This window comes from Demequina sp. NBRC 110051 (genome assembly GCF_002090055.1).
In the GTDB taxonomy this organism is placed as follows: domain Bacteria; phylum Actinomycetota; class Actinomycetes; order Actinomycetales; family Demequinaceae; genus Demequina.
Map to the genome: position 1 here is coordinate 25,235 of NZ_BBRH01000009.1, position 22,570 is coordinate 47,804.

Annotated in this window: 23 protein-coding genes; 10 read left to right on the forward strand and 13 right to left on the reverse strand. The window is 69.0% G+C overall.

Annotated features, from left to right (window positions below):
• Positions 1-2 precede the first annotated feature (2 nt).
• The gene (locus tag B7K20_RS03900; protein ID WP_144018523.1) at positions 3-1,154 is read left to right on the forward strand and encodes an AAA family ATPase; all 1,152 of its coding nucleotides are present in this window, start codon (positions 3-5) and stop codon (positions 1,152-1,154) included.
• A 318-nt stretch (positions 1,155-1,472) separates the two neighbouring features.
• On the opposite strand, the gene B7K20_RS03905 is transcribed toward B7K20_RS03900, so the two are convergent.
• Positions 1,473-1,694 (reverse strand): hypothetical protein, encoded by a 222-nt coding sequence (locus B7K20_RS03905; RefSeq protein ID WP_084100694.1) that lies wholly within the window; start codon positions 1,692-1,694, stop codon positions 1,473-1,475.
• Positions 1,695-1,937: 243 nt separating this feature from the next.
• Between B7K20_RS03905 and B7K20_RS03910 the strand changes: the two genes are divergently transcribed.
• Positions 1,938-2,495 (forward strand): hypothetical protein, encoded by a 558-nt coding sequence (locus tag B7K20_RS03910; RefSeq protein WP_084100697.1) that lies wholly within the window; start codon positions 1,938-1,940, stop codon positions 2,493-2,495.
• Positions 2,492-3,670 (forward strand): hypothetical protein, encoded by a 1,179-nt coding sequence (locus tag B7K20_RS03915; RefSeq protein ID WP_084100699.1) that lies wholly within the window; start codon positions 2,492-2,494, stop codon positions 3,668-3,670. Before B7K20_RS03910 ends, B7K20_RS03915 begins: the two co-directional genes overlap by 4 nt.
• On the opposite strand, the gene B7K20_RS03920 is transcribed toward B7K20_RS03915, so the two are convergent.
• The 4 genes from B7K20_RS03920 to B7K20_RS03935 form a co-directional block, all read right to left on the reverse strand.
• A complete protein-coding gene (locus B7K20_RS03920) occupies positions 3,654-4,319 on the reverse strand; it encodes an AbiV family abortive infection protein (protein ID WP_084100702.1) in 666 nt (221 codons plus the stop codon). The two genes, B7K20_RS03915 and B7K20_RS03920, sit on opposite strands and share 17 nt — an antisense overlap.
• 106 nt (positions 4,320-4,425) lie before the next feature.
• Positions 4,426-4,836, reverse strand: coding sequence for a hypothetical protein (locus B7K20_RS03925; protein ID WP_084100705.1), 411 nt, complete (start codon positions 4,834-4,836; stop codon positions 4,426-4,428).
• A gap of 73 nt (positions 4,837-4,909) precedes the next feature.
• Positions 4,910-5,305, reverse strand: coding sequence for an NUDIX domain-containing protein (locus B7K20_RS03930; protein ID WP_084100707.1), 396 nt, complete (start codon positions 5,303-5,305; stop codon positions 4,910-4,912).
• 39 nt (positions 5,306-5,344) lie between these two features.
• Positions 5,345-7,384, reverse strand: a complete 2,040-nt coding sequence (locus B7K20_RS03935; protein WP_084100710.1) for a molybdopterin-dependent oxidoreductase — start codon at positions 7,382-7,384, stop codon at positions 5,345-5,347.
• Between the two features lie 155 nt (positions 7,385-7,539).
• On the opposite strand from B7K20_RS03935, the gene B7K20_RS03940 reads away from it, so the two are divergent.
• Complete coding sequence (locus B7K20_RS03940; RefSeq protein WP_084100713.1) at positions 7,540-8,229, forward strand: SOS response-associated peptidase; 690 nt, start codon at positions 7,540-7,542, stop codon at positions 8,227-8,229.
• A 77-nt stretch (positions 8,230-8,306) separates the two neighbouring features.
• Here B7K20_RS03940 and B7K20_RS03945 read toward each other — a convergent pair whose 3' ends face one another.
• On the reverse strand, positions 8,307-9,179 hold the full coding sequence (locus B7K20_RS03945; RefSeq protein WP_234985705.1) for a biotin--[acetyl-CoA-carboxylase] ligase: 873 nt from the start codon (positions 9,177-9,179) through the stop codon (positions 8,307-8,309).
• Here B7K20_RS03945 and B7K20_RS03950 point away from each other — a divergent pair.
• The 5 genes from B7K20_RS03950 to B7K20_RS03970 are packed head-to-tail and all read left to right on the forward strand — an operon-like array spanning position 9,154 to position 12,891.
• Positions 9,154-10,809, forward strand: a complete 1,656-nt coding sequence (locus tag B7K20_RS03950) for an acyl-CoA carboxylase subunit beta (protein WP_084100716.1) — start codon at positions 9,154-9,156, stop codon at positions 10,807-10,809. The genes B7K20_RS03945 and B7K20_RS03950 overlap by 26 nt on opposite strands.
• Positions 10,806-11,048 (forward strand): acyl-CoA carboxylase subunit epsilon, encoded by a 243-nt coding sequence (locus B7K20_RS03955; RefSeq protein WP_234985706.1) that lies wholly within the window; start codon positions 10,806-10,808, stop codon positions 11,046-11,048. The genes B7K20_RS03950 and B7K20_RS03955 overlap by 4 nt, the downstream gene beginning before the upstream one ends.
• Before the next feature lie 28 nt (positions 11,049-11,076).
• Complete coding sequence (locus B7K20_RS03960) at positions 11,077-11,718, forward strand: vancomycin high temperature exclusion protein (protein ID WP_159449313.1); 642 nt, start codon at positions 11,077-11,079, stop codon at positions 11,716-11,718.
• A gap of 1 nt (position 11,719) precedes the next feature.
• A complete protein-coding gene (locus B7K20_RS03965) occupies positions 11,720-12,346 on the forward strand; it encodes a vancomycin high temperature exclusion protein (RefSeq protein WP_159449314.1) in 627 nt (208 codons plus the stop codon).
• Between the two features lie 47 nt (positions 12,347-12,393).
• Entirely contained in the window at positions 12,394-12,891 is a 498-nt protein-coding gene (locus B7K20_RS03970) for a MarR family winged helix-turn-helix transcriptional regulator (protein WP_084100725.1), read from the forward strand.
• Between the two features lie 9 nt (positions 12,892-12,900).
• Here the strand turns inward: B7K20_RS03970 and B7K20_RS03975 are convergent, their stop codons facing one another.
• A complete protein-coding gene (locus tag B7K20_RS03975) occupies positions 12,901-13,338 on the reverse strand; it encodes a MarR family winged helix-turn-helix transcriptional regulator (protein WP_084100728.1) in 438 nt (145 codons plus the stop codon).
• A 152-nt stretch (positions 13,339-13,490) separates the two neighbouring features.
• On the opposite strand from B7K20_RS03975, the gene B7K20_RS03980 reads away from it, so the two are divergent.
• On the forward strand, positions 13,491-15,122 hold the full coding sequence (locus B7K20_RS03980; protein ID WP_084100731.1) for an MFS transporter: 1,632 nt from the start codon (positions 13,491-13,493) through the stop codon (positions 15,120-15,122).
• A gap of 90 nt (positions 15,123-15,212) precedes the next feature.
• On the opposite strand, the gene B7K20_RS03985 is transcribed toward B7K20_RS03980, so the two are convergent.
• The 6 genes from B7K20_RS03985 to B7K20_RS04010 all read right to left on the reverse strand — a co-directional run bounded on the left by B7K20_RS03985 (position 15,213) and on the right by B7K20_RS04010 (position 22,400).
• A complete protein-coding gene (locus tag B7K20_RS03985; protein ID WP_084100734.1) occupies positions 15,213-16,316 on the reverse strand; it encodes a glycerate kinase in 1,104 nt (367 codons plus the stop codon).
• The gene (locus B7K20_RS03990) at positions 16,316-18,298 is read right to left on the reverse strand and encodes a beta-galactosidase (protein WP_084100736.1); all 1,983 of its coding nucleotides are present in this window, start codon (positions 18,296-18,298) and stop codon (positions 16,316-16,318) included. The genes B7K20_RS03985 and B7K20_RS03990 overlap by 1 nt, the downstream gene beginning before the upstream one ends.
• Positions 18,299-18,411: 113 nt before the next feature.
• Positions 18,412-19,080, reverse strand: a complete 669-nt coding sequence (locus B7K20_RS03995) for a hypothetical protein (RefSeq protein WP_084100739.1) — start codon at positions 19,078-19,080, stop codon at positions 18,412-18,414.
• Positions 19,081-19,091: 11 nt separating this feature from the next.
• A complete protein-coding gene (locus B7K20_RS04000) occupies positions 19,092-20,003 on the reverse strand; it encodes a carbohydrate ABC transporter permease (RefSeq protein WP_084100741.1) in 912 nt (303 codons plus the stop codon).
• Complete coding sequence (locus B7K20_RS04005; protein ID WP_084100744.1) at positions 20,000-20,983, reverse strand: carbohydrate ABC transporter permease; 984 nt, start codon at positions 20,981-20,983, stop codon at positions 20,000-20,002. Before B7K20_RS04005 ends, B7K20_RS04000 begins: the two co-directional genes overlap by 4 nt.
• A 70-nt stretch (positions 20,984-21,053) precedes the next feature.
• Entirely contained in the window at positions 21,054-22,400 is a 1,347-nt protein-coding gene (locus tag B7K20_RS04010; protein WP_084100746.1) for an ABC transporter substrate-binding protein, read from the reverse strand.
• Between the last annotated feature and the right edge of the window lie 170 nt (positions 22,401-22,570).

Consider the following 22,570-nt stretch of genomic DNA (forward strand, 5'->3'; position numbering starts at 1 on the left):
ACATGCACAGCGAAGGACCCCAAGACTCCGACGACGATGAGCGGGCACGTCATCACGCAGAGCAAGTTCGTGCCCGCGCCGACGAGATGGGCGTCACCGCTGAGGCGGCGGTGCTCCATGCGCGGCGCATGTCCGAGCGAGATGCCCACCGTTGGGACGGGCGGGGAGGAGAGGAGTACGACCCGTTCCAGCCGAAGCCCGAGCCGGTGGTGGGCTTTGTGGAGGGGCTCGACCGGCGACTTCTCCCGCCAGGAGCCCGCGCGATGCTCTTTGGCACCCGCGAGTGCTTGAAGTCGTGGCTGTGGCTGTGGCTCACGTTTCAACTGCTGCGGGATGGCAAGCGGGTGCTGGTGCTCGACTACGAGATGGGGTACCAGGCGATCATGGAGCGGCTGTGGAACATCTGCCAGTGGGCGGGCGTGCCGTGGGACAGCCTGGCCCTCGACAGCCTGCGCGTCATCGAGCACCCGCCGATGAACGTCAGCGAGGCTGCCATGAAGGGCATCGCGCGAGGCTTGGGAGGACCACCCGACATGCTCGTGGTGGACTCCATCGACCGCGCCATCGGTGCGGGCGGCGGCAACACCAACGACGACCAGAGCGTGACGCTGTGGCTCGACGGCACGTTGACGCCCATGCGCGACCGCTGGAAGTCAGTGGTGTCCGTACTCATCTCGCACAACCCCAAGGGCTCTCCTGAGACGGACGATCCCATCGGCTCACAACGGGCCGGTTCTGAGATGGACGTGCTCCTGAACGTCGTGCTCGATTACTCCCCCAGCCCCACCCGAGAAGGCAGATCGCACCTGCGACTGACCAAGGACAGGCACTCGTGGATTGATGTCCCACGCGGCACCAAGGCCCTGGCGTTCACGATGGGGCGACGGCGGGAGCCCGCTCTTCGGCTGACCGTCCAAGACGACGGAGAGGGCAACGTAGACGCCGAGTTGAGGCCCGAGTGGAGGCCAGATCAGGAATCCGCACTGGTGGCTGTATTGAGGGTCCAGCCCGGGCGTCAGATGACCATAGAAAAGGCACGCCGCGCTCTCGACATTCACCCCAATACGTTCACGAAGATGACCGACGCCATGCACGCTGCTGGCGTGATTCTCAAGGAGCCGAGGAAGGGTGTTCGTCTGCCCGCCGAGGAGTGAACGGATGGCTGCTTGAACGGCAAATGGCACGACGTGGGGACCCCCACCACGAAGTGGGGGGTCCCCGTACGTACGGATAGATTCTCTAGGGGACGGTACGGATGTACGGATAACCCTAGAAGCCCACCCGAGGGTCGTACCAAGGAGTGCGCATCTCACGCGGAAGAGGCTGGCCGGGGGCGACGAGACCACGCCCTTCCCACATGGCTCGGTCCACTGCCCGCCACTCGGGATCCCACGGCCCTGAATTGCCCGACGCCGTAATTCCGTCGCGAACGTAGCCGGACAGATCAGCTGAGGGCCGGGGACTATCGGAGGTCATCGCGCACCACCAATCCGTGCACGCCAGCGCTGAGCGGCAGCTGCTGAGGCGAAGCCGCGCGGACCCTTCTGCCGGGCACGTGCCAGAGCGGCGCTGATGCCCTGCTCCTGGCCCTTGCGGACGCGCTCACGGCGGGCGGCACGCTCGGATGCGCTGTGCGTCGAGAACGGCGTGGTGGCCGTGTACGAGTCGTAGTTCGGGGTGGGGGTGCTGGTCATGGGAGGCCTCCTCAGCCGATCCTGGGTCGAGGACCGGGTGGACCGGCTGGCACCCTGACCGCACCCGGACCTCACTGTTAAGCATATCTTCACAGTTGTCCGTTTTACCCTTCAGGAGGGCTAACGTAGTACGCTTCGACCTAAGGGCGAGAGGTGATCCCACCCCACCCCGACGTACGTGGCGAGCGTCAGATTTCGCCACTGCCGCTGGACCACGGGCCGGGCTTGAGCATTGGTCACGCCATGCCCCCTCGCCTCGCCCCACGCATCACCACCCTCGCCCAGTTGCAGCGCGATACGCCTCCCAAGCCTGGCGAGAAGGGCTACGCCGACAAGCGCTCGCCCACCGAGGAAGAAGCCCTGCTGATCGAGCGGGCTCCCGACCAAGACCTGTGGGCCACCGTGCTCGCCACCGCGTGCCCTCACGGCCACAGCCATGCGCCGCACGTGAGCCCCCGGCCCTCCCCCGCTGGCGAGCCGTGCTGGACCTTTCAGCGCGACGGCGTGGACGCCGTGTGTAACGCCCGCATGGAGGCTGCAGGATTCACCACGCGCCCGTCCGCAAAGTCGATGAGCGCGACCCGTCCGAAGTGGAGCGGCAAGGACCGCGAGAAGGCCGCACAGGCAGGTCCCGGCTCCACTCGAACCAGGCGACAGATCGGCCCGCCGTTCGTGCATCCCGGCGCGGCCTCGATGCGCGAACTCGAGCGACGCCACCCCAACCGCCACCAGCCCAGCGACTCGGGACGCGACAGCGCGCCGGGCGGGGCGTTCGGACACCAGCAGAAGGACGAGCGATGACACCCAAGGACCGCGCCTCCGTCGTGGGGACCATTAACCGCATCATGAGCGCCGAGGAGCGGCTTAGCGCCGCCGAAGAGGAGCGCGAGCGCAGCCTCACTGTGGACCTCGTGCCCATGCCGGGCATCGAGGGCGACGGGGAGGAGACGACCGAGCACTACCGCGCCTGCGAGTCGTGCGGCGTGGCCGTGGCGGTGGACACGCTCGTGAACGGCACCGACAACCGGGGCAAGGTGAAGCCCGCGCACTGGGCACCCACCGAGGCCCCACGCATCAACGTCCACGCCTTCGACAAGGAGAAGGGCCAGGCCCCTCGCGGTCTGCCCGGCAGCGGCTTCGCGTTCTTGGGATTCAGCAGGTGCGAGAACTGCCGGCGTCTGGCGCACCTGGCAGCCGTGAGCGCAGTGGACCCCGACTCCACCAGCCGCCTGCACGCCCTCGAAGCCATGCGGATGATGGGTGCGGAGGTGCCCGCCGTGCCGTACGACCCGACGAAGGGCGCCATGGCTCAGGAGTGGGTGCATCCGGCCCTCGTGAGGGACCTAGCACGCATCGGCCTGCACGCACGGTTCTCGCGCCGGTACGGGCCTGTCATGAGCGCCGAGGCCGACGAGGAGACCCACGGCGGCAAGCGCGAGCCGCAGACCTGCTCCCGCACGCCGTGGAGCCACATCCCCGCCGACGACGACCTGCGCGACCAGTTCCGCGCCGCACTCGGGGCGCACATGATGCGCATGAGCGGGCCGCGCGAGCACCCGTGCCCGACCGAGGGGTGCGCGATGTGCGGGCTGGGCTCCATCCCCGCGCCGTACGACGCCGAGCCGTGGACAGCCGTGCGCTACACACGCGCGGGGCTGGGGCAGGTGGGCCGTGGGCCGCGACGGCAGGACGGCCAGGCGGCGGAGTCGATGCGGGTGATCGAGCACGGACACCTGTGCCCCGTGTGCTGGCGGGCCTGCCTCGAAGTGGCCGAGGACAGGGGCGGGCGCCCCGAGCCGTCCTACACCGCGATGGAGCGCGCCGTGATGCGGGCTACGGGCACGCTGGGGAAGTACGAGCGCAACCCGTATGAGGTGCAGATCAGCGGCCTACGTGGCTGGGCGACCATGCCCGACGGCAAGCGCAGCCCCTCGAAGGAGCCGTGGGCGCACCTCGACCTCACTCGTCTGGCGTAGCGTCCTGCACAAATCGGGCCCACATTTCCGGATGCGCATATGGGAGCAAAAGCCGCTGTGTTTCATGCGTGCTGTCGTACTCACCGCCACCGTTCTTCATCCTGACATGATCTTCGATCAGCATCATTTCGATGGCACCGGCCACGTCACGGAGCTCGCCTGCGACCATCGCCGTGTCTAAGTTGTCCGGGGCCAGGGTCTCGCCGTCCTTGAAATCGACGTAGAGCCCACGCTTCTTCGCCTCATTTGCCGCTCGCGCGCGTTCTCCGACCTCGCGGTTGCGACGGTCGAGGTAGTCACGCCAGTCCTCGCCCTCATCGGGGCCTGGAATATCGCTGAAGTCGCCCCAGAAGATGTCGAGGTCCGCCCCGTACTCGCTACCTTCGATGTACTTGGCGAGGTGCGCAGTGCCTTTGCTCTTGAGGGCATCCACCGTTCGTGGCTCAGTCAGCCCTTCAGTCCACGCATCCGCGAAAGCGCTCTTGACCCAGACGGCCTTGCCGAGTTCTTCCTGCGCGAGCACAACCAAAGCGCGAGCGCGGGCGGGTCGCTGCTCAAGCAAGGTGTCTGCGTCTTGGATCAACTCGCCGGCATTGGTGAGCAGGGCGCGGAAATACTCTCGCGCTTGCGATGGCGTCATGGAGGTCATGCGAAAACGCTAGCCCGACATACCGACATGGCAGAGGACGGAAAAGTATCACACCTGGTAAATCGGCAATTGAGTATTGTAGAAACCTACAAAAATGGCAACACTGTCAAAACTGTTGCATGGACAGATCCAGGCGCCGCCCGCTCGTGGCGAGCATGCGTTCGACGAGGTCCTCGACCTGCCCCTGGGTGAGCACCGTGGTGGTGAGCTCGGCGGCGCCGCGGCGGCTGACGAAGACCTGGCTTGGAGAGTTCAGCCAGATCTCTTCGACGTCCGGATCGTCGAGATAGCGCTGCAGCGGACCCAACCCCGCGACATTGTCGAGCACCGCCTTGGCGGTGCCCACGGCATCGGCCACCGGCACCTCGCTGCCGGCAAGCGCACGGCGGTCCCACGCGGCGAGCTCCTCCATCACGAGCGCGCGGACGGCGGCGACGTCGCGGGCGGGATCCATGCCGGACTCCCTAATGCGGCGCCGCACGTCGGACTCGATGCGAGTGACCGGCTCGGCCGTCATGGTTCACGAACGTAGCCGCGCGGGCGCGAGCCTGCCACCGGAAGCGTTTTCCCTGGGGATAACCGGCGGCGTACTACCGTCCGGCAAGAGCGGGGAACACGTGGTCCCCCAGCAACGGCGCGAGCGGAACATCGGGGGCGCTGAGGTGGACCCAGCGCAGCTCCTCGATCTCCGCGAGCGGGTCGCCGATATCGACAGGCGGGTGTGTGAACACGTCGGCGTGGACCTCGTGGCCGTCCTCGTTCGCGGCGGCGGCGATGAAGGTGCCGAGGGGTTCAAGGAGTGCCGGGTCAAGCTCGACGCCCACCTCTTCGCGGGTTTCGCGAACCGCGGCCTGGGCGGCACTCTCTCCCGGCTCGTGCTTACCGCCGGGGAACATGAACAGCTCCGTGCCGCGCTTGCGGACCGTGAGCACGCGCCCGCCGGCGTCTCGAAGGACCACGGCGCTGACGATGATCGGAGCGGTCATAGCGACCACCCTCTCACGCGTGCGAGCGCACCTTCGGTTCTATGACGCCGACCGCACCTCGACCCACGCGTCGTGGAAGTCACCGCCCCCTCCAGCGTCGCTGAGCCCGTCGGGCGTGAGGACGTTTACCGACGCACCACCGCTGTCTCGCGGCCACCCCGAGGGCAAGGCAACCACGCCCCTTCGCACTCCGCCCAGCGATGCGAGGGCCGCGACCGACCCGCGCTCGTTCACCACCTCGACGGCGGCGCCGTCGACGATGGCGCGCGAGGCCGCATCGTCGGGATGTATCGCTACTGTCAGGTCCTTCTCCGCGTGGCGGTGCCAGGGCACGTGCGCATAACTGGAATTGAGGAAGTGAAGGGAGCCCTTCGCTGTGATCAGGTGCAGCGGCCAGGCGTCATCGCGATCGGTACGGTCCAGCGGATGCTGCGGCTGCGGCGCGACCAGGGCGCACCTGCCGTCGTCGGTAGGAAACCCACCACTCGCGAACGGCGTGGAACCTGCCGCCGTTTCCAGTCGCGCCCATCCCTCCTTCTCGAGCCGCTCGCGAGTAATTCTCTGGCGGCGCAGCACGTCACTGTCGAGCGCGATGTCAAGCATCTCGTCGTCCGTCAGGAACAACGCGGGATGCCCCATACCCATGGCACGCGCGAGACTTCTCAAGAGCTCGGTGGTGCTGACCGCCTCGCCCACAGGCTCGATCGCCGGCTGGTTGAGCGCGATGTAGTCGTGCCCCCACGACCACAGGAGGTCGAGGTGCTCGACCTGTGTCGTGGCGGGAAGCACGTAGTCCGCGTAGCGCGCAGTATCCGTCATGAACTGTTCCTGGACAACGGTGAACAGGTCATCACGAGCGAGACCTTCGAGCGTGAGCGCCTGGTTCGGCATCGTGACCGCAGGGTTCGCGCCGTAGACCATGAGCGCCGTCACCGGTGGGCTCATGGCGGCGTCCGTGAGCGCGCGTCCGATCTGGATCATGTTGACGGTGCGCACGGGCCCGGCGCCAAGGTCGTCACCCCACAGTGGCCCGGCGTTCATCGCTTCCCAATGGGGCCCGGCCGTCAGGTACAGGAGCCCGCCGCCGCGGTGTCGCCACGCGCCTGTCACCACCGGCAAGTAAGCGATGGTCCGGTACGTCTCGGCACCAAGAGCACGGTGCTCCATGCCCACCAAGAGCCGAATGCATGCGGGCCCCGCAGCCGCATAGGCATGGGCGAGGCGCTCGATCTCCTCGGCGCTCACGCCGCAGACGTCCGCCGCACGCGCCGGCGAGTAGTCATCGAGCGCGGCCACAAAATCCGTAACCCCCGAGGCGTGGTTGTCGAGGTAGTCGGCGTCGTGGAGGCCGTCGCGCATGATGACGTGCATCATCGCCATCGCGAGCACCGTGTCCGTGCCGGGCAAGGGTTGCACGTGCCAGTCCGCCGCCTTGGCCGTGCGTGTGGTGGCCGGGTCGATCACGACCACCGTGGCGCCCTGCTCCTTGGCCTCGCGGATCAGCGGCCACAGGTGGACGTTCGTCACGATGGTGTTGGTGCCCCACAACACGATGAATCGCGCGTGCCGAATCTCCTCGGGCATGATTCCCGTGTTCGTGCCGATCGCCTGGGCAACGCCCGCGCTGCCCGTGCCCGCACACACGCTACGGATGAGCTCGGTGGCGCCCAGCGCGCGAAAGAAACGGGAGCCCGACACCTGTCCCTGCAGCAGCCCCTGGGCCCCCATGTAGTTGAAGGGCAGTACGGTCTCGCCGCCATGCTGCTCGACTCGTTCGCGCAGCCCCTGAGAGATCTCACTGAGTGCCGTCTCCCACGTGACCCGCTCGAACTCACCGGACCCCTTGGGGCCCGTTCTTCGCAGGGGATACAGCAGTCGCTCGTCCGTGTAGACGCGGTCGAGGAAGTGGTTGACCTTGCCACACAGGGTCCCGCGAGTGATGGGATGCTCGCGCGAGGCCGTGATCGCGGTGGCGCGACCGCCCTGGGCGGTGACCTGCCACGCGCAGGTGTCGGGGCAGTCGTGCGGGCAGGCGCCCTTGACGGTCAGAGGGATGGTGGTCGTGGCGTCCGAGGTCATGACGACTCCAGCGGCCCGCACCGCGAGGGAGGCCACACCACTGCCACGGGCGACCGCACCCTGGGGACTTCCCCTCCCTGCGATTCACCGTACCTGCCCGCAGCGCATGGCGCAGGGCCGATGCATCGGCTGGCTTCCGGTGGGACGATGGCCGCATGTGCGGGCGCTACGCAAACTTCCTCACCGAGCAGCAACTGATGGACCACTTCGCCATCGCCACGGTGGCCGACGATCCACGCCTGTTCGACCCCTCGTGGAACGTCGCGCCCACCCAGCAGGTCGCGATCGTGGTGCCGGGCAAGGCCGACGACCCCGGCCGGAGGCTCGAGGCCGCGCACTGGGGGCTCGTGCCCAGTTGGGCCAAGGACCCGTCCGTGGGCGCGCGGATGATCAACGCGCGCTCCGAAACCATCGCAGAGAAGCCGTCCTTCCGTTCCGCCTTAGCCAAGCGCCGCTGTGTGGTGCCGGCCAGCGGCTACTTCGAGTGGCAGACCTCAGCGGACGGCAAGCAGCCGTTCTATATTCATCCGGCGGCCGATGCTCCACTCGCCTTCGCTGGCCTGTACGAGTTTTGGAAGGACAAGTCCCTGGGCGAGGACGCGCCGTGGCTCGTGACCACCACCATCGTGACCACCGCCGCACGCGGCCCCATGCAAGACATCCACGACCGTCAGCCGGTGATGATGACGCGTGAGGCGCTCGACGCGTGGCTGGACCGGGACGCCGACCAGGGCACCCTCTTTGATGTCATCGCCGCCCCGGCGCCCGATCTCGCGTGGCATCCGGTGCGCAAGGCCGTGGGGTCGCCCAGGAACAACGCGCCGGAGAACATCGAGCCTGTGTGAACGACGGTGGGCGACCCCTAGGACGCGCGGATCTGCTCAGAGCGACGGTGGGTGTCCCATGGCGAGCGGCGGGGGCGCTAGGCGCGGCGCACGTGCAGGTCGCCCGCGAGCACCTCTCGCTCGCCCTCGCGCGTCGACAAGAGCAATGCCCCGGACAAGGACAGCCCCGTCACCCGGCCGCTCACCGCAACACCGCCGGGCTGGTCGACCGTCACGTCCCAGCCGATCGACGCGCACGCCGCACTCACGGCCGCATGCACCCGCGGGAACTCGTCGTCGAGCTCCCACATCGCCACGGCATCGGTCAGGTGGGCCGTGAGCGAGCGCATCAACGTCGCGCGATCGAGAGCACTCGCTCCGAGTGACGCGAGCGACGCCGCGTGGGGCACCGGCAGCTCGCCGGGCTCCTGCGACACGTTGATGCCGATGCCCGCGACGATCGCGACCCCGGCCGCCGACCCCGGCGACCCCGGCACCACCTCGCACAGGATGCCCACGACCTTGCGCCACCGTCCCCAGCCGGGGATGTCCTTGGCGCCCGCCTCCACCACCACGTCATTGGGCCACTTCAGATAAGCGCCCACGCCCGCATCACGCAGCGCCCGCACGGTCGCGAGCCCCACCACGAGCGGAGCCCACCCCAGCGCGGCAGCCTCGACGGAGGGCCGCAGCAGAAAAGAGACGGTGAGCGCCGCGCCCTGCGGCGTCGCCCACGAGCGGCCCGCACGGCCCCGGCCCGCGGTCTGATGATCCGCCACGTACGCGGACATCGCAGGCCACGCGTCGGGGTCGTCCGCCACTGCCGCGAGCAGCGCCGTGTTCGTCGACGGCGAGGCCCCGACGACCTCGAGCCGCGCCAGCTGGCGGGTGGGGCCCACCAGGCCCGCTACGGCTTCTGCCGACAGGGGACGGCGCGAGGCGGCGATGGCTGAGGGCGCGAGCGGATCCACGCGGCTAGGCTATCCGTCAGCCAAGTCCCAAGGGAGAACCGTGTCCGAACCCCGTCCGACCGCCACCACCGCCGGTGCGCTGGAAGACCTGCGCGGCAAGATCACCGAGGCCGTCGCCGCCCATGAAGAGATTGCCGCGAGCAAGCAGCACCCGCGCGGCAAGAAGACCGCCCGCGAGCGCATCGACCAGCTGCTCGACGAGGGCAGCTTCGTTGAGCTCGACGCCCTCGCCCGCCACCGCAGCCGCAACTTCGGCCTCGACAAGAATCGGCCCTACGGCGACGGCGTCGTCACCGGCTACGGGACCATCGACGGCCGCCAGGTCGCCGTGTTCAGCCAGGACTTCACGGTCTTCGGCGGCTCGCTGGGCGAGGTGCACGGCCAGAAGATCACCAAGGTCCAGGACTTCGCGCTGCGCACGGGCGTGCCCCTGATCGGTATCTCGGACGGCGGCGGCGCGCGTATCCAGGAGGGCGTCGCGGCGCTGACGCAGTTCGCGGAGATGTTCCGTCGCAACGTGGCCGCCTCGGGCGTGATCCCGCAGATCTCGCTCATCCTCGGCCCGAGCGCCGGCGGCGCCGTCTACTCCCCCGCCTTGACGGACTTCATCGTCATGGCCGACGGCACCAGCCAGATGTTCATCACCGGCCCCGACGTCATCAAGTCGGTGACGGGCGAAGAGGTCACGTTCGAGGAGCTGGGCGGTGGGCACGCCCACAACGCCAAGTCCGGTGTGGCGCACTACCTCGCCCAGGACGAGGACGACGCGATCGAGTACGTCCAGCACCTCATCCAGTACCTGCCGCAGAACAACCTCACCGACTCCCCCACGTGGGAGGCGGAGGCGGACCTCACGCTCACCGAGGAAGACGAGGCTCTCGACGCGCTCGTGCCCGACTCGCCGAACCAGCCGTACGACATGAAGACGGTCGTCGAGACGGTGCTGGACGAGGGCGAGTTCTTCGAGATCCAGCCCCTGTTCGCCCCCAACGTCCTCACCGGCTTCGGCCACATCGAGGGTCACAGTGTGGGCATCGTGGCGAACCAGCCGCAGTCGATGGCCGGCACCCTCGACATCAACGCATCCGAGAAGGCCGCGCGCTTTGTGCGCACGTGCGACGCGTTCAACATCCCCGTCATCACCTTCGTCGACGTGCCGGGATTCCTCCCGGGCGTGGACCAGGAGCACCAGGGCATCATCCGCCGCGGCGCCAAGCTCATCTACGCCTACGCCGAGGCCACCGTGCCGCTCGTGACGGTCATCACCCGCAAGGCCTACGGCGGCGCGTACATCGTGATGGCCTCCAAGCAGCTGGGAGCGGACGTCAACCTCGCGTGGCCCACCGCGCAGATCGCGGTCATGGGCGCAGGCGGCGCGGTCAACATCCTGCAGCGCCGCGCGCTCGCGAAGGTGGCAGACGAGGGCGGCGACGTCGAGGCCGAGCGCGCGCGCCTCACGGCCGAGTACGAGGACCAGATCGTCAACCCCTACGACGCCGCCGATCGCGGATACGTGGACGCCGTCATCGAGCCCCACGAGACCCGCGAGCAGATCACGCGAGCGCTCAGGGCTCTGCGCACCAAGCGCGCCGCGCTGCCGCCCAAGAAGCACGGGAACATCCCGCTGTGAGCACCGAGGACATCTCGGAGGCGGCCGCGGGCCTGCGCGTGGTGCGCGGCACCCCGGACGCCGAGGAACTCGCGGCCCTGGTCGCGGGCATGGTGGCCGTCGTCGCCGCCAACGAGGAGGACGAGGCACCCGGCTCCCCCACCTCCGCGTGGATGGACCGCACCCGCACCCTGCGCGGCTCGCACCGCGTCCTTCCCCTGGGCCGCGGCGACACCGCCTGGCGCCACTCCCTGCGATGAATCTTCAGCGGCCGATGCGGTGGCAGGCGTGAGCGAGGCCTCCACTCCCGTACGGGTCGCCACGGCGGGCGCGGCCAGCGCGGTCGCGCTCGGCGCGGCGCTGCTCGCGCCGCAGGCGTACGCGAGACTCACCGCGTTCGGGTCGCTTCACGCCGCACCCTCGGCGTCGCTGCGCCCGGCCGATGCCGCACTGGTCTTGGGCGCTCGGGTCTGGGAAGACGGGCGGCCGAGCTTGTTTTTACGTCAGCGCGTCGAGGCGGGCGTGGCGCTGTACGAGCGCGGGCTCGTGTCGCGGCTGGTCCTCACCGGAGCGGGCGAGAATCGCGAGGGGCTCGACGAGACCGAGGCGATGGAGCGCACGGCCAGGGAGCTGGGCGTCCCTGCTCACGCGCTCGACCGCGACCCGCACGGGCACGACACCCGTGCCTCCGCGATCAACGCGCGCGACAACCTGGGGCTCAGTTCCGTGATCGTGTGCTCGCAAGAGTTCCACCTGCCGCGAGCCATGTGGCTGTGCCGCTCCGTGGGCCTCACGGTGCAGGGTGCGTTCCCGCCGGTGCTGAACCGGCCGCACACCTACTTTGGTTACGGCCGCGAGATCCCGGCGACGTGGAAGGCCGCCCTCGAGATCGTGCGGGACACCGCCGTCCCTGGGCCAGCCGAGCCGTAACGTGCCACGCCTCAACCCGCGCCACCGCTGGAAGGTCGCCGCTGCCGTGGCCCTGCCGATCCTCGTGGTGCTGCCGTGGGTGGGAGTGACAGCCGCGACCGCGAGCGGCGTCCATCCTGAGGCGGACGTCAGTGCCGCGGGCGCCGGCGCGCTCCGGCCGGCCGGCGCCGCGCTCGTCCTGGGCGCAGGAGTCCGGCCCGACGGAACCCCGTCGCCCTTCCTGCGGGACCGGGTCGAGGTGGGAGTCTCCCTGTACCAGGCGGGCCTCGTGGAGCACCTGCTGATGAGCGGCGACGGCGACGACTCCTCGGGGTTCGGCGAGACCGCGGTGATGCGCGCCCTCGCCGAGTCGCTTGGGGTGCCCGCCGAGGCCATCGTCGAGGACCCCGAGGGCCTCGACACGGAATCCTCCTGCACGCGGGCGCGCGAGGTGTTCGGCGAGGCCTCGGTGATCGTTACGACGCAGCAGTTTCACCAGCCGCGTGCCCTGTGGCTGTGCGAGCATGCGGGCATCGACGCCCAGGGCGTGTATCCGCCGCCCACGCCCACGCGCCACACGCTCACCGGCCACGTCCGCGAGGTCGCGGCGGTGGCCCAGGCCGTCACGGCCTCGACGCTCTCGCGATAGCGGTCCTGCGACTTTCGTTGAAGCGTCAAGCGGAGTATCATCACCCCATGACGGTCGAGTCCCCCAGCACGCTGAGCACCCAGGACGAACTCCTGTGGCGCCGCTTTTCGGCGATGCTCTCGACCGTGCCGGCCGCGCTCGACGAGCGCCTGCGGGCTCTCACGGGACTGAACCACTTCCAGTTCACCATCCTGTCAACCCTGCAGTCGCAGCCCGACGGCACGTTGCAGCTCGCCGAGGTGGCCCGCGCAGCCGACTCGTCACTGTCGCGCCTGTCGCACACCATCTCGAAGCTCGAGGCCGACGGCCTCGTGGCACGCAAGGCGTGCGAGCACGACCGCCGCGCCAACTGGGCGGTGCTCACCGACGAGGGTGCGCGCGTCGTGGACCAGGCCCGCGAGTCCTACGACCTCATCAAGCGCGAGGCGTTGGTGGACCGCATCCCCGAGCACCTGCGCGGCGAGCTCACCGAACTCTTCACGGCCATGCTCCCCGGAGCCGTGGCCCAGCAATGCGCGTCGATCGACGCCGACCTCACGCGCTAGTTCGCTGAGCTATTTCCCCGAACGGCCCGCGGCGACGACGGTCGCCATGATCGCCGCCAGTTGGTCCACCTGCTCGTCGCTCAGCACATCGAGGTGCGAGACGAAGCCACGCTCGGCCTCTTCTACCGCCTCGTTGACGAGGGCGATCCCCTCCTCGGTCAGCGACAGCAGCCTCACACGGCCGTCCTCGGGCGAGGCGTGGCGGCACACCCATCCGCGGTCGACCACACGCTGGACCACACCTGAGGCGATGTTGGCCTTCACGCCGAGTGCGTCCGCGGCCTCAGCCGTGGGCACGCCCTCGGAGCCGTGGAGGAACACCAGCAGGTGAAACTGCGCGGGGGTGAGCCCCTCGTCCACCATGGTGCGCGAGTGATGGCGCATCGAGTCGCGCATGATGCGGTGCTGCAGACGCAGGATCTCCGCAATCGTGTCGTCGCGAGTCATGGTGCTCCTCGGGTGTGTCCGGGTACGGGACCCGGCCGTCGCATCGGCCGATAATTCGCGTCAAGCGAACTTGATTGTTCGCCTCACGTGAATTATCGTAACCGATATCCCGCCGACGGGATCATCCCCACCCCCGTTCTCAGGAGACGACTGTGTCTACGTCAACCGACGCGACGCACGCGAACCTCGAGGAGGCCCTCGCCGAGGGCATCTCGGAGTCAACGTACCGCCGCCGCTGGGCGATTCTCGCCACCCTCTGCCTTGGCCTCATGACCGCCATGATCGCGAACATGAGCCTCAACCTGGCCCTGCCCGAGCTTGCCGTCGAGTTCTCGATGACGCAGCTCCAGCTCACCTGGGTCGTCGAGGCCTTCACCCTGGTCTTCGCGGCACTGCTCTTCATCGCCGCCGCCATCGCCGACCGCTACGGGCGCAAGCGCGTCATGATGGTGGGCCTCGTCATCTTCGTGCTCGCGTCCGCCTACGCGCCGTTCTTCGCTACCACCGCGGGCGAGCTCATCGCCTCGCGCGCCATCATGGGCATCGGCGGCGCGCTGGTCATGCCGACCACGCTGTCGCTCGTCAACGTCGTGTTCCCGAGCAAGGAGCGCCCCAAGGCCATCGCCATCTGGGCCGCCGTCGCCGGTGTGGGCATGATGATCGGCTCCGTGCTCACGGGCCTGCTGCTGCACTTTTTTGATTGGCACGCCGCGTTCCTGCTGGGGGCCGCGTTCGGCCTCATCGCGATCCCGATCACCGCGCGGATTGTGCCCGAGTCGGTCGACGAGAAGGCCACCCCCGTGGACTGGACGGGCGGCCTGTTCGTGACGCTCGCGCTCGCGGGCATCGTCTACACGATCATGGAGGCGCCCTCGCACGGCTGGGAGTCCCTCACCGTCGCGATCGCCGCCGTCGGCGCCGTCTCGCTCGCGCTGTTCATCTGGTGGGAGAACCGGGTCGAGCACCCCATGCTGGACCTCACGCTGTTCAAGCGCCGCCGCTTCACGCTGTCCGTCATCTCGGTGACGCTGACGTTCTTCGCGATGATCGGCGCCTTCTACTCGATGACGCAGATCTTCCAGCTGGTCATGGACTACGACGAGCTCACCACCGCCGTCGCGATGATCCCGCCCATGCTGCCCATGATGGTGCTCGGCCCGCTGGTGCCGCGCCTCGTCGCCAAGGTCGGCACGCGCTGGACCGTGGTGCCCGGCCTGCTCATCATCGCCGGCGGCTTCCTGCTCATGACGACGTGGCCCACCGTGCCCAGCTACTGGGACTTCTTCATCGCGATGTCGCTCGTCACCGCGGGCATGGCGCTCGTCATGACCCCCGCGACCAACATGCTGATGTCGTCGGTGCCGCGCAACCGCTCGGGCATGGGCTCGGCGATGAACGACACCACGCGTGAGCTGGGCGCCTCGCTCGGCATCGCGCTGCTGGGCTCGCTCATCGCCAACCAGTACACGTCCGGCATCTCCGAGACGGCCTCCCAGCTGCCTGAGGAGGCCGGCGTCGCCGTCCAGGACTCGCTCGCGGGTGCGGTGGCGGTGACCGATGCCATGGCCGCCCAGGGTGGGGACGCCGCCGCGGGTGCGGCGCAGATCCTCGACGCCGCCCAGGTCGCGTTCATGGATGCCAGCCAGCACGCGATGCTGATCTCCGCGATCATCGCCGCAGCCACCGCGGTGCTGATGCTGTTCACGCTGCCGCGCGGCGACAAGGCGCTGTCGGCGGAGCCGGGCCTCACGCTCGAGGAGACCGAGGCGGCGCACGCAGGCTAGGCCTCAACCGGCAAAGGGAACCTTTTTCCCGCTCTAGAGCTCTAGGGCAGGAACAAGGTTCCCTTTGCCGTTTCTGGCGGGGCTGAGACGCTAGGCCGGCAGCCGCCGCGCGAGCTCTGCTCCCGCCTCGCGCGCCCAGCGCAGCGTTTGGGCCATCGCGGCCTCGCCGCTACCGGCGAGCTCCGTCAAGGAGACGGCCGATGCGAAGGCATCCGTGGGCGCGTCCACTCGCCCCGCGACGAGGGCCACCGGGACATGGGCCGCCGCTGCGCGGCGGCGCACCTCGGAGACCACCTTGCCGGCGTCCGACTGGCCGTCGTAGGCACCCTCGCCGGTGACCATGAGGTCGGCGCCCGCGAGCGCCGCATCGAGACCCACGGCATCCGCGACGGCGGCGGCGCCCGAGCCGAGCGTCGCTCCCCACAGCGCGAGGCCAAACCCGGTTCCGCCCGCGGCGCCCGCCCCCGGTGCGGTGGGATCCGCGTCGCGGCCCGCCTCGGCGGCCACCCGCGCAAGGTTCGCCAGCGCAGCGTCCAGCCGCACGACGTCCTCGGGGCCCGCTCCCTTCTGGGGGCCAAACACCGCCGCGGCCCCCGCGGGGCCGATGAGCGGGCTCGTCACGTCGGACAGCACGCGCGCGCCCCCGGGCGGCAGCGAACGCAGCCCCGACAGGTCCAAAGCCTGCAGCGAGGCGAGCCCCCCGCCGCCATCAGCGACGGGCGAGCCGTCGGTGTCGAGCAGCCTCGCGCCCAGCGCCGCGAGCGCCCCCGCTCCCCCGTCGGTGGAGCACGAGGACCCGATCGCGAGCAACAGGGAGTGCACGCCCGCGTCGAGCGCGGCCGCGATCGCCTGGCCAAACCCACGCGTGTGAGCCGTGAGCGGGGCGAGCTCATCGATGAGGATGATGCCGGAGGTCGACGCCAACTCGACCACGCCGACCGGCCCGTCGGGCCCGGGCAGCTCGAGCCACGCCGCCTCGACCTCGCGCCCGTCCGGCCCTGTCACCGTCACCAGGTGTCGACGTGCATCCGGAGCGGCAGCGAGCGCGTCGAGCGTGCCCTCGCCGCCGTCGGCCATGGGCAGGGGCGCCACGTCGGCGGGCCGCACCGTACGCCAGCCGTCGGCGATGGCCGCGGCGACCGTGGCGGCATCGGCCGTGCCCTTGAACGAGTCCGGCGCGACGACGACCCGCATTAGCCGGCCGAGCCCGTGTCCACCAGCGCGTACCCGAACGTGTCCAGGGCCACCTCGGTGACGTCGTCGCCGGTGAGCAGGCTATGGCCCACGACCGGCACCACCGCGGGCTCGTCGCCGTGGTTGATGACCGTCACCACCGACCCACGTTGGGCGACCTCGACGCTTGCCGGCAGGCCCGCCAGCACCGGCGCCACGCCTGCGCGCTCGAGCGCCCAGCCTGCCAACGCATCGGCCCCCTCCTCGTCGGGCACCGTGGCGAGGTACCAGCCCACGCCCGCGCCATGCGCGTGCTCGGTCAGCGCGGGGTCGCCGTCGCGGCGGCCGCCGCTGAACGCGGCGACGGGCTCGGCGCCGCGCAGCACCACCTCCTCGGCGAGCAACGTGCCCGTGACCGTGCCGAAGGGACCGGTGAGCGGCGCGATCGCCTGCCCCGCACCACCGGGCTGCGCGAGCGCCCCGAAGTCCTCGATCGTCACGCCGAGAGCCTCGCCAAGGCGCGTGAGGAAGCCCCCGTCGAGGAAGGCGTCGCGCTCGTCGACCACGTCGGTGAAGGGTCCGGCCAGCAGGTGGCCGCCGTCGGCGACGAAGGTCGTCAAGGCGGCGGCTCCGGTCGGACGCAGCAGGTACAGCGCCGGGGCGAGCACCAGGTCGTACTGCGAGGCCGTCACCCGCTCGGGCGGCACGATGTCGACCATCACGTGACGGCGGTGCAGCGCCCGGTACCAGCGCTGCAGCACCGCGACGTAGTCGAGCACGTTGGACGGGTGGTCGGGACTCTCGACCGCCCACCAGCTCTCCCAGTCCATGACCAGGGCGACCCTCGCATCGGCCGTCCCCGCGGGAAGCTCAGGCAGCGACGCGAGCTGCTCCCCGAGCGACGTGACCTCGCGCCAGATCCGAGTGTCGGTGCCCGCGTGGGGCAGCATCGCGGCGTGGAACTTCTCCGCGCCCGCGCGCGACTGACGCCACTGGAAGAACAGGACGCCGTCCGCGCCGCGGCCCACGCACTGCATCGACAGGGCCGCCATCTGGTGCGGCGCCTTGGGCGCATTGGTGGGCCGCCAGTTCAGCGCGCCGGTGACCTGTTCCATGAGCAGCCACGGCACCTCGGGCTTCATGGAGCGGATGAGGTCGCGCTGGAAGGCGGCGTCGCGGAAGGACTCGGGCTCGTCGGGGTCGGGGTAGGCGTCGTCGGTCACGACGTCCATGTGCTCAGCCCACGCGGGGTAGTTCGCGGGCTTGAACGGGCCCATGAAGTTGGTGGTGATCGGCTGCGTGGCGCCCGCGGCGAGGATGATCTCCTTCTCCATCAGGTAGCACTCAAGCAGCATGTCCGAGGTGAAGCGCTTGAAGTCGAGCAGCTGGCCGGGGTTGTGGCTATACGGCGCGGCCGCGGGGGTGCGTACCTGGGAAAACGCGGTGTAGCGCTGCGACCAGAACGCGGTGCCCCACGCCTCGTTGAGGGTCTCGACGGAGCCGTAGCGCTTCTCGAGCCACGCGCGGAACGCCTCTTGTGCGGCGGGCGAGTGGTCCTCGTGCAGGTGGCAGCCGTACTCGTTGTTGACGTGCCACATCACCACAGCGGGGTGGTCGACATAGCGGGACGCGAGCGTGCGGACCAGGTCCGCGGCCAGGCGGCGATACACGGGCGAACTGGGCGCATAGTGCTGGCGGCTGCCAGGACCGAGCGTCACACCGTCGGCGGTGACGGGAAGGATCTCCGGGTACTTCTCATGCATCCACGGCGGCGGCGAGGCGGTCGCCGTGGCGAGGTCGACGGCGATGCCGCCCTCGTGCAGCAGGTCGATCACGCGGTCGAGCCACTCGAGGTCGTATTCGCCCTCGGCCGGCTGGATGCGGCTCCACGAGAAGATCCCCAGGCTCACCATGGTGACGCCCGCCTCGCGCATGCGCTGGACGTCCTCGACCCACACCTCCTCGGGCCATTGCTCGGGGTTGTAGTCGCCGCCGTAATGCATGCTCGTGTCCTTTCACGGGTGGGGTGGTGCCAGCCTGGCCCAAAGCCATGGCGACACGCCAGTGGGAGCCGGCCGTCGCATCGGCCGGTCGTTGCGGACGGCCGATGCCGTGGTTAGGCGACGTACTCGCCGTCGCCCTTGCGCGGGCGAGCGGGGATGGCCACGACCGCGAGCGCGGCGCACCCGAGCGCGGGGACGAGCAGGGCGGGGAGCGCCCACGTGGCGACGCCCACGAAACCCGCGGTGCTCGCGAGGTAGGCGGCGCCTCCCAGGTCGCCTCGGAGTTGGGCAAGGCCGCGCAGGACGGCGTTGCGCCAACCCGCCTCGGGATCCCACTGACCCACGGCGGCCATGAAGACGACCGCGAGGGCCGTGAGCCCCAGCCAGCCGATGACCGCGATGGCGGTCGCGCCCGGGAGCAGCCCGGTCGCGGCAAGCTCGATGTCGACCACGAGGACCGTGGCGATGACGGCGGTGACGAGCGCGACCGCGGCGCCGCCCAGGGCCCCTGTCTTCACGTCGGCCCAGAAATGGGCCCATGGGGACGCCTCGCCGCGGAGATAGTGCGTGAGGTGGCGCACCCCCGCGGCCGCGGCGGCCGGGGCGGTCACGAGCGGCAGGGCCGCGAGGGTGACCATGATGCCCGTCAGCAGCACCTCGCCCCACAGCGTGAAGCCGCCGTGGGCGCCGGGCCAGGCGTGCGGCACCCAGCCCGCGCGGGTGGGGCCAAAGCCCTCGGTGTCCGCGCGGGCCGCGGCGCGGCGCTGCTTCCTGGTCGCCATGTCAGACCTCGTCAGCCCTTGAGGCCCTGGGTCGCCACGCCCGCGATGAGCAGGCGCTGGAAGACCAGGAAGAACAGCAGGATCGGCACCATGCCCAGCAGCGAGGCCGTGACCGTCGCACCGTAATCCGAGGTGCTGGTCTGGTCGTTGTAGAGCTTCAGCGCGATGGGCACCGGGTACTTCTCGGGGCTCGTCACATACATCAGGGGCGCGAGGAAGTCGTTCCAGGTCCAGATGAAGGAGAAGATCGCGCTCGTCACCAACGCGGGTTGGATGAGCGGCAGCATGATCGACGCGAACGTGCGGACGTGTCCGGCCCCGTCCACGCGCGCGGCCTCGTCCATCTCGCGCGGGATGCCGCGCATGAACTGGACCATGAGGAAGACGAAGAACGCCTCTGTCGCGAGGAACTTGGGCAGGATCAGCGGCCAATAGGTGTCGATCATGCCCAGGTTGTTGAACAGGATGTACTGGGGAATGATCACGACGTGGAACGGCAAGAGCAGCGTGCCGATCATGGCGGTGAAGAAGATCCCGACGCCCTTGAACCGGATGCGCGCGAACGCGTAGGCGGCCATCGAGGAGCTGATCAGCGTGCCGGCGGTAGCGGCGATCGCGATGACCGCGGAGTTGGCGAAGAAGCGCCACAGCGGTACTCCCGCGATGCCCTCCATCACCTTGGCATAGTTGTCGAAGGTGGGGTCTTCGGGCAGCAGCGCCGGGTTCTGTCCGAACTCGCTGTTGTCCTTGAAGGTGGCGAAGATCAGCCACACCAGCGGGTACAGCACGATTGCGGTGAGCGCCGCCATGGCGATGAACCAGATCGCCGTCGTGATGCGCTTGCGGTTCCAGTAGGGGCGGGGCGCGGGCACGCGCTCCTGGTCCGCGTCGTCGCGGACCCAGACGTCTCCACGCTGAGTCATCGGTTGTCTCCCTGGTAGTGCACCCACATCTTGGACGTGCGGAACAGCACGAACGCGATGATCGCGACCACGATCACGAGCGTCCAGGCCATCGCGGAGGCGTAGCCCATCTGGCCGTCGCTGAACGCCCTCTTGTACAGGTACAGGGTGTAGAAGTTCGTCATGCCGGCCGGTCCACCCGAGCCGTTCGAGATGATGTAGGCGGACGAGAACACCTGGAAGGCTCCGATGAGCTCGAGCAGCAGGTTGAAGAACACCACGGACGAGAGCATCGGCAGGGTGATCGAGCGGAACTTTTTCACGGGACCGGCGCCGTCCATGTCGGCGGCCTCGTACAGCTCGCGGGGAACCTGCTTGAGGCCCGCGAGGAAGATGACCATCGGGGCACCGAACTGCCACACGGCTAGCAAGATCATCATCGGCACGACGAGGGCGACGTTGCCGACCCAGCCGCCGATCTCGAGGCCAAAGAAGCTCAGGGAGTTGTCGACCGGGCCGTCCGTCGAGAACATCGCGCGCCACACGATCGCGACGGACACCGAGGCGCCGATCAGCGACGGGGCGTAGAACGACGAACGGAAGAATCCGGCGCCGCGGTCGCGGTAGTTCAGCAGCATCGCGACGCCGAGCGCCGCGGCAAGCTTAATGGGGGTTCCCACGAGCACGTAGATCAGGGTGATCTTCACCGACTGCGTGTAGTTGGGATCCTCGGTGAACATGCGGATGTAGTTGTCGAAGCCGATCCACTCGGGCGGCGAGAACAGGTTGTACCGCGTGAAGCTGAGGTAGAGCGAGTAGAGCATCGGCACCAACGTGAGCCCAAAGAAGCCCACGAGCCATGGGGTCAGAAAGCCGTAGCCGGCGATGTTCTCGCGCCAGTGGCGCTGCTTGCGGGTGAGTCCCTTGGGGTCGCGCGGCGTTGCGCTGCCCGTCTGCTGGTCCGTGGCGTCATCGACACGGTTCACGGTGCTGGTCACCATTGATCCTTCCGTCGCGTCAGAGGCTACCCTGTGGGGCCCAAGCGACGGCTCGGGCCCCACGGAGATGCGATCAGGAGTTCAGAACCACGTCCATCTCGGAGAAGAACTGCGACACAGCGTCCTCGACGGTCACGGTGCCGAAGCCCAGCTCGGTGCCGAGGACGCGGAACTTCTCCTCGAGCGTGCCGTAGCCGACGAGCGGCACGGGCGGGGCGTCGCCCAGGCGGTCGGCGATGGACTCTTCGTACTCGAGGATCTGCGCGTCGAGGCCCTCGAACGTGATGCCCTCACGCATGGACTCCGAGGCCGGCAGGCCGCGGTTGGTGCCGAAGATCGCGCCCACCTCGGGCGAGTTGATCAGGAAGTCGACCAGCATGGCCGACTCGGCGGGGTGCTCGGTGTTGGCCGAGATCGCGTGCAGCATCGAGGGCTTCTGGTACAGGTCCTTCGCGCCCTCGACGGTCACGGGGGGCTCCACGAGGCCCAGCTCGGTGTAGGACTCGCCCAGCTCGCCAAGGTAGCCGGCGCCGAAGTTGTCCCAGGTGAGCTCGGAGGCGGTCAGCGCCGAGCCGAAGCCCGAGACCGGGTAGAGCTCCTCGAGACGCTGCTGCGAGATGCCGGTGCCGTCGTCGCCGCGCATCTCGGCGCCCGACTCCCAGAACTCGGCGAGGCGGGCCTCGTCGAAGCCGGGGGTGCCGTCCTCGTTGAAGAGGTTCTTGCCCTCGGCGCGCAACTGCACCTCGAAGTTCTGGATGCGGCCGGTGTAGTCCGTGCCGCCGTAGATCTCGCCGCCGGAGGCCTCGGTGACCTCGGCCACCCATGCCTTGTAGTCGTCCCACGAGCCGCCCGCGAACTCGGCGACGCCGGTCTCCTCGAGCAGGGCGGGGTTGGTGTACATGCCCCACGCGTTGGTCGAGGTGGCAAGACCTGTAGTCACGCCGTCGACCACACCGATGCCCAGGATCTGCTCCGTGAGGCCGTCAGTGTTGATCTCGTTGCCCAGGTACGGACCCAGGTCGAGCAGCAGGCCGTTCTCCGAGTACTGACGCATGTACGAGTAGTCGAACTGCATCACGTCGGGCAGGCCGCCACCGGCCGCCTCCGTCTGGCGCTTCTCCCAGAACTCGGGGTAGCCCAGGAACGTCTCGTTGACGGTGATGTTGGGGTACTGCTCCTCGAACAGGTCGATCGACTGCGCGTACATGTCCGCGCGGACGTCGTTGCCCCAGAAGGCGAAGTCGAGGGTGACGTCTTCGCCACTCGCGGTCTCGCCCTCACTGGTCTCTTCGCCGGTCGCGGAACCGGTGGGGTCCGCCTCGCCCTCGGCATCCGACGAGCACGCGCTGAGCGCGATGCCGCTGGCCGCCGTCAGCGCGACGAGCGCCATGAATCGGCGGCGCTTGTGAACGTTCACCATGTCATTTCCTCCCGAAAACTTCGTTGTTCTCTCGTGGTGCGCGGCCTGTCGAAACGGGCCGATGCGCCCCCTCCTTTGGAAAGCGCTATCCGTAACGTAACCCATCGACTGTGCGCGGTCAACGCCGAAACCGGAAACGTTTCAATCGTGACCGTTCTGAGACCTTAGTC

Bases quoted from the DNA above. Each gene is read 5' to 3' on its own strand.
- B7K20_RS03900 (WP_144018523.1), top strand. From the start codon at position 3: ATGCACAGCGAAGGACCCCAAGACTCCGACGACGATGAGCGGGCACGT.
- B7K20_RS03905 (WP_084100694.1), bottom strand. From the start codon at position 1,694: ATGACCAGCACCCCCACCCCGAACTACGACTCGTACACGGCCACCACG.
- B7K20_RS03910 (WP_084100697.1), top strand. From the start codon at position 1,938: ATGCCCCCTCGCCTCGCCCCACGCATCACCACCCTCGCCCAGTTGCAG.
- B7K20_RS03915 (WP_084100699.1), top strand. From the start codon at position 2,492: ATGACACCCAAGGACCGCGCCTCCGTCGTGGGGACCATTAACCGCATC.
- B7K20_RS03920 (WP_084100702.1), bottom strand. From the start codon at position 4,319: ATGACCTCCATGACGCCATCGCAAGCGCGAGAGTATTTCCGCGCCCTG.
- B7K20_RS03925 (WP_084100705.1), bottom strand. From the start codon at position 4,836: ATGACGGCCGAGCCGGTCACTCGCATCGAGTCCGACGTGCGGCGCCGC.
- B7K20_RS03930 (WP_084100707.1), bottom strand. From the start codon at position 5,305: ATGACCGCTCCGATCATCGTCAGCGCCGTGGTCCTTCGAGACGCCGGC.
- B7K20_RS03935 (WP_084100710.1), bottom strand. From the start codon at position 7,384: ATGACCTCGGACGCCACGACCACCATCCCTCTGACCGTCAAGGGCGCC.
- B7K20_RS03940 (WP_084100713.1), top strand. From the start codon at position 7,540: ATGTGCGGGCGCTACGCAAACTTCCTCACCGAGCAGCAACTGATGGAC.
- B7K20_RS03950 (WP_084100716.1), top strand. From the start codon at position 9,154: ATGGCTGAGGGCGCGAGCGGATCCACGCGGCTAGGCTATCCGTCAGCC.
- B7K20_RS03970 (WP_084100725.1), top strand. From the start codon at position 12,394: ATGACGGTCGAGTCCCCCAGCACGCTGAGCACCCAGGACGAACTCCTG.
- B7K20_RS03975 (WP_084100728.1), bottom strand. From the start codon at position 13,338: ATGACTCGCGACGACACGATTGCGGAGATCCTGCGTCTGCAGCACCGC.
- B7K20_RS03985 (WP_084100734.1), bottom strand. From the start codon at position 16,316: ATGCGGGTCGTCGTCGCGCCGGACTCGTTCAAGGGCACGGCCGATGCC.
- B7K20_RS03990 (WP_084100736.1), bottom strand. From the start codon at position 18,298: ATGCATTACGGCGGCGACTACAACCCCGAGCAATGGCCCGAGGAGGTG.
- B7K20_RS03995 (WP_084100739.1), bottom strand. From the start codon at position 19,080: ATGGCGACCAGGAAGCAGCGCCGCGCCGCGGCCCGCGCGGACACCGAG.
- B7K20_RS04000 (WP_084100741.1), bottom strand. From the start codon at position 20,003: ATGACTCAGCGTGGAGACGTCTGGGTCCGCGACGACGCGGACCAGGAG.
- B7K20_RS04005 (WP_084100744.1), bottom strand. From the start codon at position 20,983: ATGGTGACCAGCACCGTGAACCGTGTCGATGACGCCACGGACCAGCAG.
- B7K20_RS04010 (WP_084100746.1), bottom strand. From the start codon at position 22,400: ATGGTGAACGTTCACAAGCGCCGCCGATTCATGGCGCTCGTCGCGCTG.